We start from the raw sequence: 10,106 nt of genomic DNA on the forward strand, positions 1-10,106 counted from the left end.
ACGCACAGATATATAAAATTTTATTGAACAAGGAGATTTGATGACAAACCGCATATAAAAAACACCCCTTATAGAGGTGTTTTACCTGAATATCTGCACTTGTTCACTGTACCGTAGCCTGCATATAGGTCCGTTTGCCCTGTGCATCCTTCAGATAGGGTCCGAGTCCGGCAAAACGGGAATGGTCCACATACACGCCGGTCATCCACCTGCCTTCGGTCAGCCCGCCGTTCCACTGCAGGACAAGATCGGGGGCGGATATCCATTCCTGATATACTTTTATATTACTTTCTTTATATTCTTTAGAGGGCTTGCCGTTCTCCGTCAGGCGCACCTTGTTCATATAGGTCGGCACAAAATAGGAAGATATTGTATCCAGATCATCGCCGTCCAGAAAAGCTTCATCACCCAGATACGGCTGGAAAAGCACGGTATTCTCATATATCGACCAGATTAATGCCTGCAGCACCATACTTTGGCGGATACCGTTGTGAAAGGTAAACAGCCGCTGATTGCCGGCAGGTTTTCCTTGTGCAGCTGCTGAAGGCTCCAGGCAATGCCGCTCACAGCCGATGCATTTCCAGCCGGAAGGACTTTGAATCCACTTTTGAAAAACGCTGCCGCTATCATTGTCTCCCTTATATAAAGAAGAGATAATTTCATAGGGCACACCAATCCACGAGTCCCACAAGGAATCGGGAAGATGGCCGTGCAGCATGAACAGCGCTTTATCATAAAGGAGCTGGACTTTGATCGAAGCGGCTTCCAGTTCGGCAACATCCTCTTTTCCATAGGTTATTTCCCGGGAAAACAAGGTGGTTTTCATCTTCCTCGCCTCCTAAAAGTTTTGTTAGCGTTACTTCATCGAGTCACTACGACAAAACTTACTTCGAAAGCATACACTTAGTTTTGTTAGCGTTACTTCATCGAGTCACTACGACAAAACTTACTTCGAAAGCACATCACGAAAGCATATCCCACTTTTGGTTACGCTTCCACAAAAACTATGCGAAATATCGATAATATTGAATAGGCGGCGAGCAGTTTTTTCTATTATATTATATCCTGTAGTGGATTGTGCAAGTTTTATTTGTTAAAATTTGAAAAAGCCCCTTCTCCGGCACGCAGATCAAAGGGGCTATCAATAGGACGTTTACGGAGAGACTACTCGACCCAGCTCTCGGCCCAGGACTGAATCTGCTGCATAACCGGCTCAAGTGCACGGCCTTTAGGCGTTAATTCATACTCAATGCGCACTGGTGTTTCAGGGTACACATGTCTAACCAGAATACCTTCGCACTCCAAATCTTTCATTCGTTCAGACAGCATCTTATCGCTCATCGACGGAATCAGGCCGGAAATATCCTTGAAACGCTTCGGGCCGCTCATCAATGTCTGGATAATAAGTCCATTCCAACGTTTGCCTAAGAAAGAGAAGGCCGTTTCGAATCTCGGGCACATCGTCAGCTGATGTTCTTCCATTGTTCTCACCTCTCAGTTGTGAAACTTACGATTAGTTAGTATATATAATTTTAACACATTTAATGCATAATGAACATCGTTTACCAAAAAAAAGTTCATCAGCCCTACCTTATTATATCCTCGGTGTCAATCCCCTGTGCCTTTCTGCGGCTTCCGCTGGGCAATTGCCTCTGTGACCACATACGCCAGGTCATCATTGCTGTATAAGGACAGCACGCCAAGGACCGTATCATCAGAAATATAACCTGCCTCTTCCTCAGATACAGTTAGTGCAAGCGCCCGGCTGAGTGCAGCATTGCCTTCCTGCTGCGGGTAAGCCTGCAGATAAAGCGCATGCGGGTCAAGCCCGTTGTTCACACACCACTGTGCAAACACAAGGATCATCATTTCCTCATCCCGCTTGTAGCTCTCGATGATCTGTTCCTCCATTGATTTGCGGTAATCGTCCATGCCCGTACTCCTTTCAGTTCATCTGTCAATCGGCAAGCTCCGCCGCCAGCTTGTGGCTGGCTAATACGGCGGAAGCAGAAATGCCGCATTGCTTTGGGGTATCCATATTACTTAGAAAATGGTTCACGACGCCGCTGAAGCCCCTCCGCTCCAGGACCGTATCCCAGCTTCCGAAGCTTTGAGTACGCGGGAGCGAGCCCTTCTCATATAAAGTCGCCCGTTCCATATCGGATACTTCCACCGATCTTCCGCTGCCGTGAAGCTCCAGCTTCTCAATGTCGGCTCCGGCATCCCGGACCATGCTGTACATTCCGGTAGCGCCTGAATTCCAGCCTAGCATTCCGGAAGATTGCAGCAGCCGGCCTTCATTGTCGGAGTTGAGGCTGCTTCTAAGCAGCTCATAATCATCGCCGCACAGCCAGAGCAGCAGATCCAGCATATGAATCAGGTCATCATGGATCGTCTCATGGCTGCTGCCCGACTGTAGCTTTGTGCGGTGTTTGACAGCATGGCAATGGCTGATGCCGCCTGCCTTCTCAAGCCAGGCTTTGGCTGCCGTATACATCGGTGCGAAGCGGCGGTTGAAGCCGACAGCGAGGAGCTGTCCCCTATTCTCTGCCATTTCCGCCATCCGCCGCGATTGTTCCAAGTCATAAGAAAGAGGTTTATCTACATATACTGCTAACCCGTGCTCCAGGCATTTCGTAACAAGCTCATAATGGGTAGTCGTAGGACTGTGCACGAATACGGCATCCAGCTCCCAGGACAGCAGCTCATTCACATCAGTCGTACCCTTGGGGAAACGGTAGGAGCGGACGGCTCCCTGAACTGTGGATTGTGAATGACTGAGTACGCCGACAACCTCCGCCTGATCATGGCGGGAGAGCAGCGGCAAATACACTTTACGGGCAATATCGCCGATCCCGATCATCGCCACTCTTTTACGTACAGGAGTATTCATAGCGTATCTTCCTTTACATCTTGTCTTATAGATGTATTATACCGTGACATCCCGCTGGGACAATGATCTTTGCTTCATTAATTACTTTTTTTTCAGTATGATGAGAAGAACAGGTTAAGAAAGGGCATAGTAAAAATGAGAAAATGGCTCACAGTAACGCTTTATGTTTCGGGTATTATTCTTGCGTTTATCTACAGATATGATCTGCTGGACTGGCTGCGTGAGGACCATAGCCCCCTTCTATCCCTGCTGGCCGCAACGGTGCTGGCATTGTTTCCGGTCCTGCCTTATAAATTAATCATTGGATTGTTCGGCTATGCATATGGGAGTCTCGCCGGAGCGCTGATTTGCTGGAGTGCAACAACTCTTGCTGCAGCGATAATGTATGGACTCGTTAAATATTTGTTTCAAAACCAAGCCAGGACCTATCTCGCTTCCGTACCTGCGCTGGAAAAATTCACATCCGCCGTCCAGCGGCGTCCGTTCGCTTCCATTATCCTGGCCCGGCTTGCTCCGGTTGTGCCGCAGACCGCAGTAAATATCTATGCCGGTGCCGCCGGCTTGCCCTTTTGGAGCTATCTCGCCGCTTCCGGACTCGGTAAAATCCCTGGTATCACACTCTACGCGTATCTCGGAGGCCAGTTATTCCAGCATCCGCGGAGCGCTGCTATCGCAGTAGTACTTTATGCCGCTGTGCTCTTGCTGGCCGGGTTGTCTCTGCGCCCGCGTGCAACCGGTGGAACAAAAGGCCGATAAAGTGCTAACGGACGGTGCTGGCAGACAGCGCCTCTTTGCTTTATAATTAAATTGAATTGTGATCTATTTAATTGCATTCTACGGATGGAGGGATATTTATGAGTGATGTTCAGTCTGACAATATAGGCTTCAAAACGGAAAAAGCGACCTTTGCAGGTGGATGTTTCTGGTGTATGGTATCCCCTTTTGAAGATTTACCGGGAATTGAAGGGATCATTTCCGGATATACAGGCGGACATACGGTTAATCCCACCTATCAGGAGGTTTGCTCGGAGACGACCGGGCATGTCGAAGCGGTTCAGATTACGTTTAACCCGGATATTTTCCCGTACAGCAAGCTGATTGAGCTGTTCTGGCAGCAAATTGACCCTACCGATGCCGGCGGCCAGTTTCATGACCGCGGAACTTCATACGGCACGGCAATCTTCTATCATTCTGAAGAACAGCGGCTCGAAGCAGAAGCCTCCAAAGCTGCGCTTGCAGCAAGCGGACGATTCTCAGCACCGATTGTGACACCGATTCTTCCAGCTAAACCATTCTATCCTGCTGAAGAATATCATCAGGATTATCATCATAAGAATCCCGGACATTACAAACGTTACCGGAAGGGCTCCGGCCGGGAAGCCTTCATCGAAAGCCACTGGAAGCATAAGGAAGATAAACAGAGCCTCAAGGAGCGGCTAACCCCACTGCAATATGAAGTAACTCAGAATAGTGCTACCGAGTCGCCGTTCCGCAATGAATTCTGGGATCATCATGGCGACGGCATCTATGTGGACATCGTCTCCGGTGAGCCCCTGTTCAGCTCCCAGGATAAGTATGATTCCGGCTGCGGCTGGCCAAGCTTTACCCGCCCGATCCGCGACTATGCGGTGAAAGAAAAAACAGATCTCAGCCACCTGATGATCCGCACCGAAGTACGCAGCAAAACTGCCGATTCGCATCTCGGTCATGTATTTAACGACGGCCCCGGCGAGAACGGCCTGCGCTATTGCATCAATTCAGCGGCACTGCGGTTCGTACCCAAAGAGGATCTGGAAAAAGAGGGCTATGGCGAGTACCAAGTGCTTTTCCAGCATGCATAAGCTATAACGCCCCTTTCACACCACAAAGCCTCCAGTCCGTGATTATACGGAATTGGAGGCTTTATTATTACGAATTGCTTTACAGCAGCATCCCCATACCCGGTGCATCAGCGGCTCTTATCTCAAAACCGAATTGTTCATAAAAGCCGGCTTTGCCGCTTGCGGCGGACAACTGAATCCACCGTACACCCTTGGCTCTGCAATGGCCGATTAAATGTTCCATCACAGCCTTACCGACCCCTTGGCCCTGACAATCCGGCAATACAATCACATCACAGATGATGCACTGGATCACACCATCCGAAACAATTCTGCCGGAAGCGATGAGCTTCTCCTGCTCATACACGGATACGAAATACCAGCTGTTTCTAACGGCTTCCTGCAGCATTTCTCTCGTCCACAGCTCTTCAGCATTCCAGCCGGTCGATTGAAACAGATTATAATAATCATTGCTGTCCGGAAGTTCCGTCCGAAAAGAATAAATCACTACGATTCCCCCACTTCTATATACAGCGTATCAACCTTTATTCTCTGTCTCTTTCCCGGTTTCCTCTGCGGGTGGAGCATCACCATGTATTTCTTCTCCACCGTCCCGGCCAGGCAATTCCCGGTTCTGCGCACGATTAGCCGCCCGGATCCGCTGCAGATAATCGCCATCACGCCGCTTCAACTTTTTCCGCAGCCACAGCACGATAACAAGAATGATTCCCGCGACAATCAGGATAGGAAGTGCAGCCGCCAAGAAAACGAACAGCCACTGGAACATGACGGACAAGGCATGCAGACTGCTCGTCAGCGCATCGGAAGCCCGCGTCAGCAGCGGCCCCTGTTCTTTTTGCTGGATATCCGCGATACTCTTGTCGGTCTGATAGAGCCGCAGCTCCACCGTTGAGAACGATACATTCTGATCAATATAACGCATTCTGCCTTTAATCTGCTCGATTTCCTCCTGAATTGCACCAAGCTGATTGGCAAAAGCCACGAGATCCGCGGATTTGGTCGCTTTTTTCATAAATTCAATATATTGGCTCTCCATCAGCTGTTTGGCTTTTAGCCGCGACTCCAGATCCACGTATTCTTCCGACACATCCTGGCCTTCGATATTCCGCTGAATCCCCTCATTTTTGATCTTCTCCAAATTATTTAGAAAAGGTGAAAATCCGGTCGCAGGAACCTTCATAATAAAGGTCCCGCCTTTTTCGTATTCGGACATGCTCTCCGTGAATCCAATGATATATCCGCCGGCCAGCGTAATCATATTCCGCACTTCAGATTGTGCAGCAGCATAATCTTCGACTTCCATAGTGAGGTTTGCCTTATAAATCAGCTTCTTATTCAGCCCCGCTACCACATCGGTACCGGTTAAACCCGCCCCTGCGTCTGCCGTCTGCTCTGTATTAGGACTCTTGACTGCCATTCCTTTAGTTCCGGGGGCAGCATTAGCATCAGCTGAGCTTGCGGTTGTACCAACTTCAACGGCAGCTGGTGCTGCTTCCTCCGCAGGTGCATTCGCTGCTGCTTGATCTGCCTTCATGTTGGTTGTGCTGGCTGAATTAGCTGCCGAATTATCATTACTAGAACCACAGCCTGCCAGTACAACCGCCAAAACCAATAATCCCAACAAGTAATACAGACCCCATTTTCGCATTCTCATTCCTCCAAAAGTGTAGTGGACATCCTGTTTCTTTTGTAATAACAGTTCCGACGGTTACCTTTTGTCTATTTATGTGATAATCCGCCTAACCCTTTGACGTTCCAGATGCTGGAAGGTTGCAGGAGAAACTGTGGATCCGAAGCCTTTTTTGAGCCTTTTTTTCCAAAATTAACAATCCGGACAAAAAAACAGGAACATTCAGCGGCTGAACATTCCTGTTTGCGAATTCCCTTTATATTTGCTACAATTATTATGTCTGAAAAAGGCAAGAAACCCCAAATACCCTTTGTTCATAAGAATAAGGGTAAGGTTCTGTTCGGACAAGCTCCACCTTGACTGAACAGAGCAGCGCTAACTTGCACTGAGCATATTACCAATCTACTATAAGGGGAGGTGACCCTCATGGCAAAAGACGTACTGTGTGCAGTGAACTCTTGCACCTACTGGGCTGAAGAGAACAAATGTAATGCTGAATCCATTTTTGTAGCTTATCACAGCTCCAAGGAGCCTACGCAATCTGAAGAAACAGATTGCAAAACATTCGAAAGTAAATAAGTGACTCAGAAGGGACCCTCCACGGTTCCTTCTTTTCTGTTTCTCATTCTATCAAGAATGAGAATTATTATCAAGTGTTTACATGAAAAAATCTGTAACAACGCTGCTGCAGGAATGTGGTGGCGTTTTATATTGCCTGTAAGTTGAAAAACCAGCCGGGGGAATCCCTTCCCCAGGCTGGCCGGCCGGTTATAATCTGGCTTCCTTCCTAATAATCTCTGCCGCCTGAACCATGTTGCGTAAGGCAGCTCCGGTTTCCTCCCACCCTCTTGTCTTCAGCCCGCAGTCCGGATTGATCCAGAACTGCTCGGCATCCAGCACGCGCAAAGCCCGTTCAATGCTCACTGTCATTTCCTTCACGTTCGGCACACGCGGACTATGGATATCATATACGCCTAGTCCGATCCCTTTATCATATTCCTGCTCTTCAAAGCTGACGATCAGCTCCCCGTGACTGCGTGAGGTTTCAATGGAGATGACATCCGCGTCCATCGCCGAGATCGATCCGATCATGTCATTGAAATCACTGTAGCACATATGGGTATGAATTTGCGTCGTAGCCTTCACCGGGTTCGTAGCGATCCGGAACGATCTGACAGCCCAGTTCAAATACTGCTCATGGTCTTCCGCCTTCAGCGGCAGCCCCTCGCGGATGGCCGGCTCGTCCACCTGGATCATTTCGATTCCGGCCTGCTCCAGCGCCTGCACCTCATGCCGGAGGGCGAGCGCAATCTGCTTCGCTACCGCCTCGCGGCTCAGATCATCCCGCACGAAGGACCAGTTGAGAATGGTCACCGGCCCGGTCAGCATCCCTTTAACCGGCAGCTTCGTCAAGGACTGGGCATAGACACTTTCCTTGACCGTCATCGGTTCAATGAAGGCGACATCGGCATAAATGACCGGCGGCTTCACGCAGCGTGAGCCATAGGACTGTACCCAGCCGCCTTTGGTAAAGAGATATCCGGCCAGCTTCTCGCCGAAGAACTCTACCATATCCGTCCGTTCAAACTCTCCGTGCACCAGCACATCAAGCCCAAGCTCCTCCTGAAAAGCGATGGCATCCGCAATCTGCTGGCGGACAAAGCCGTCATACCGCTCCTGGTTCCACACGCCTTTGCGCCATTTGAGCCGGGCCTGGCGCACCTCAGCCGTCTGCGGGAAGCTGCCGATGGTCGTTGTCGGCAGAAGCGGCAGCTGCCACTTCTCGCGTTGCACCTTCAGCCGCTCTGCATACGGCAGGCTGCGGCTGTCCGGAAGCTGCTGCAGCGCGCGGACCTGCTCCGCTACATCCTGGCGCCCGCGTTCCGGCAGCGTGCGGAAGATCGCCAGCGCCTCACGGCTTTCAGCCAGTGCTGCTGCATAGCTGTCCTGCTCATCCCCGGCTGCGGCGGCGATTAGGCTCATCTCCGCCAGCTTTTCATCCGCGAAGGCAAGGGCATTCTTCACTGTGCTCTTCAACCGGTCTTCACCCTGTACCGATACAGGCACATGCAGCAGACTGCAGGAAGGCTGCAGAATCAGCCGGCTGGCCGGCACATGGGTGCTCAGCTGGCTGACCAGTTCCAGCTTGGCATCGGCATCGCTGCGCCAGATGTTGCGTCCGTCAATAATGCCAGCGAAGAGCCATTTATCCTCCGGCCAGCCCAGCCGCCGGATCGACTCCAGATTGGCGCCGCCGTCATGAACGAAATCAAGGCCGATACCTTGTACGGGTAGGTTCAGCAGGGCTTCCAGCGGCTCTGCGGCTTCAAAATAAGTCTGGAGCAGCAGCTTAAGCCCCGGCACCTCTGCGGCGATTCTGCTGTAAATGGACTCCAGCAGCGTGATATCTTCAGTAGTCAGCCCTGTTACAACCGCAGGCTCATCGATTTGTACCCAGGCTACACCCTCCTGCTGCAATTCCTGCAGCAGCTGCACATAGACAGGCAGGAAACGCTCTGCAACCAGCCGAATATCCGCCGCCGGGAACCCTTTGGATAATTTAAGGAAGGTATAGAGCCCGGTAATAACAGGTTTGCCCTCGATGCCCGCCTGCTCCTTGGCGAACCGGTATGCGGCAAGCGGCTTGTTGGCTGTCAGGCGAGGGGGCTGGTCCCCGATCTCAGGTACGATGTAGTGATAATTCGTATTAAACCATTTGGTCATTTCGCAGGCGGTCGCTCCGGTATTGCCGCGTGCCATGGCGAAATAAAGATCAAGGGAGACCTCGCCTCCGTCATAACCATAACGCGGCGGGATAATGCCGAACATGGCGGCCGTATCGAGCACATGATCATAGAACGTGAAATCATTGACCGGGATCAGCGTGATGCCTGCCTCCTGCTGTGTTTTAAGATGCTGAAGCTGAAGTCCGGCCATTTCTGTGCGGAAGACCTCCTCACTGATTTTACCGCCCCAATACGCTTCAAGCAGCTTCTTCCATTCCCGGTTTCTGCCGATTCTCGGATACCCGAGACTGCTCGTTGTAATCTTGTTAGCCATTTTGTCTCACTCCTATTTTAGAATAAACATATAAATATCGTTGTTATATGCTGTATTGAAATCATGAGGCAAGCGCCTGGCTTTCGTGTTCTGCCGCTGCCCGCTTTCCTAATCTGATGCCATCATACTGAATCACAGGGGGCAGCCGCAACAGATTCCGGGCTTTCCAGCTATACACATTCCCTATAGCAGATGCCGCAAGGAACTTCGCACTGATGCTTATGCAGCATAATCTCCCGAACTTCCCCCTCACGATTTCCACTCCAAAAGACCGGAAACAACGGAGAGAACGCACAGAAACGGCAATACCTTCCCTTAAGCGGGAGGCACTGCCGTTCCAATATACTGGCTATAAATTAGGTTTATGGGTACATTCGGTCCGCTGCTTAGAACCAGATCAGATAGACCACTACAGCCAGCACAATCCGGTAGATTGCGAACGGCAGCAGCTTGATCCGGTTAATCAGCTTCAGGAAGAAGCGCATCGAGAGCAGTGCGAACAGAAAGGCGCTGATAAAGCCTGCGATAAAAAACGGCAGCGCATCCAGCGTGAAATACTGCCAGTTCTTGATCAGCGAGATCAGGCTTGCACCAGCCATAATCGGCACTGCCATAATAAAGGTGAAGTCCGCCGCAGCCCGGTGGCTCATCCCGAGCAGCACGCCTCCGGAAATCGTCGAGC

General features: G+C 50.7%; 11 protein-coding genes. 3 read left to right on the plus strand and 8 right to left on the minus strand.

Annotated features, from left to right (window positions below):
* Positions 1 to 103: 103 nt before the first annotated feature.
* From AQR02_RS17240 to AQR02_RS17255, 4 genes are all read right to left on the minus strand, one after another.
* The gene (locus AQR02_RS17240; RefSeq protein ID WP_054941536.1) at positions 104 to 826 is read right to left on the minus strand and encodes a hypothetical protein; all 723 of its coding nucleotides are present in this window, start codon (positions 824 to 826) and stop codon (positions 104 to 106) included.
* Between the two features lie 338 nt (positions 827 to 1,164).
* Positions 1,165 to 1,482, minus strand: a complete 318-nt coding sequence (locus tag AQR02_RS17245) for a winged helix-turn-helix transcriptional regulator (protein WP_039875309.1) — start codon at positions 1,480 to 1,482, stop codon at positions 1,165 to 1,167.
* A 126-nt stretch (positions 1,483 to 1,608) separates the two neighbouring features.
* The gene (locus AQR02_RS17250; RefSeq protein ID WP_054941537.1) at positions 1,609 to 1,932 is read right to left on the minus strand and encodes a hypothetical protein; all 324 of its coding nucleotides are present in this window, start codon (positions 1,930 to 1,932) and stop codon (positions 1,609 to 1,611) included.
* 25 nt (positions 1,933 to 1,957) lie between these two features.
* Entirely contained in the window at positions 1,958 to 2,893 is a 936-nt protein-coding gene (locus AQR02_RS17255) for a Gfo/Idh/MocA family protein (protein WP_054941538.1), read from the minus strand.
* Positions 2,894 to 3,028: 135 nt separating this feature from the next.
* Between AQR02_RS17255 and AQR02_RS17260 the strand changes: the two genes are divergently transcribed.
* Together AQR02_RS17260 and msrB are read left to right on the plus strand one after the other, a co-directional pair.
* A complete protein-coding gene (locus AQR02_RS17260; RefSeq protein ID WP_054941539.1) occupies positions 3,029 to 3,649 on the plus strand; it encodes a TVP38/TMEM64 family protein in 621 nt (206 codons plus the stop codon).
* A gap of 98 nt (positions 3,650 to 3,747) precedes the next feature.
* A complete protein-coding gene (gene msrB / locus AQR02_RS17265; protein WP_054941540.1) occupies positions 3,748 to 4,734 on the plus strand; it encodes a peptide-methionine (R)-S-oxide reductase MsrB in 987 nt (328 codons plus the stop codon).
* A 79-nt stretch (positions 4,735 to 4,813) separates the two neighbouring features.
* Here msrB and AQR02_RS17270 read toward each other — a convergent pair whose 3' ends face one another.
* Both AQR02_RS17270 and AQR02_RS17275 read right to left on the minus strand, forming a co-directional pair.
* Positions 4,814 to 5,221 (minus strand): GNAT family N-acetyltransferase, encoded by a 408-nt coding sequence (locus tag AQR02_RS17270; RefSeq protein WP_054941541.1) that lies wholly within the window; start codon positions 5,219 to 5,221, stop codon positions 4,814 to 4,816.
* Between the two features lie 30 nt (positions 5,222 to 5,251).
* Complete coding sequence (locus tag AQR02_RS17275; protein WP_054941542.1) at positions 5,252 to 6,382, minus strand: DUF4349 domain-containing protein; 1,131 nt, start codon at positions 6,380 to 6,382, stop codon at positions 5,252 to 5,254.
* A 408-nt stretch (positions 6,383 to 6,790) separates the two neighbouring features.
* Between AQR02_RS17275 and AQR02_RS31430 the strand changes: the two genes are divergently transcribed.
* Entirely contained in the window at positions 6,791 to 6,943 is a 153-nt protein-coding gene (locus tag AQR02_RS31430; protein ID WP_076108838.1) for a DUF1540 domain-containing protein, read from the plus strand.
* A gap of 189 nt (positions 6,944 to 7,132) precedes the next feature.
* Here AQR02_RS31430 and metE read toward each other — a convergent pair whose 3' ends face one another.
* Positions 7,133 to 9,424, minus strand: a complete 2,292-nt coding sequence (gene metE / locus AQR02_RS17280; RefSeq protein WP_054941543.1) for a 5-methyltetrahydropteroyltriglutamate--homocysteine S-methyltransferase — start codon at positions 9,422 to 9,424, stop codon at positions 7,133 to 7,135.
* A 386-nt stretch (positions 9,425 to 9,810) separates the two neighbouring features.
* The coding region (locus AQR02_RS34465) for an undecaprenyl-diphosphate phosphatase (RefSeq protein WP_280818633.1) at positions 9,811 to 10,106 on the minus strand (296 nt) is incomplete at its 5' end.

Origin of the sequence: Paenibacillus ihuae (assembly GCF_001368795.1) — a bacterium.
Lineage (GTDB): Bacteria > Bacillota > Bacilli > Paenibacillales > Paenibacillaceae > Paenibacillus_AQ > Paenibacillus_AQ ihuae.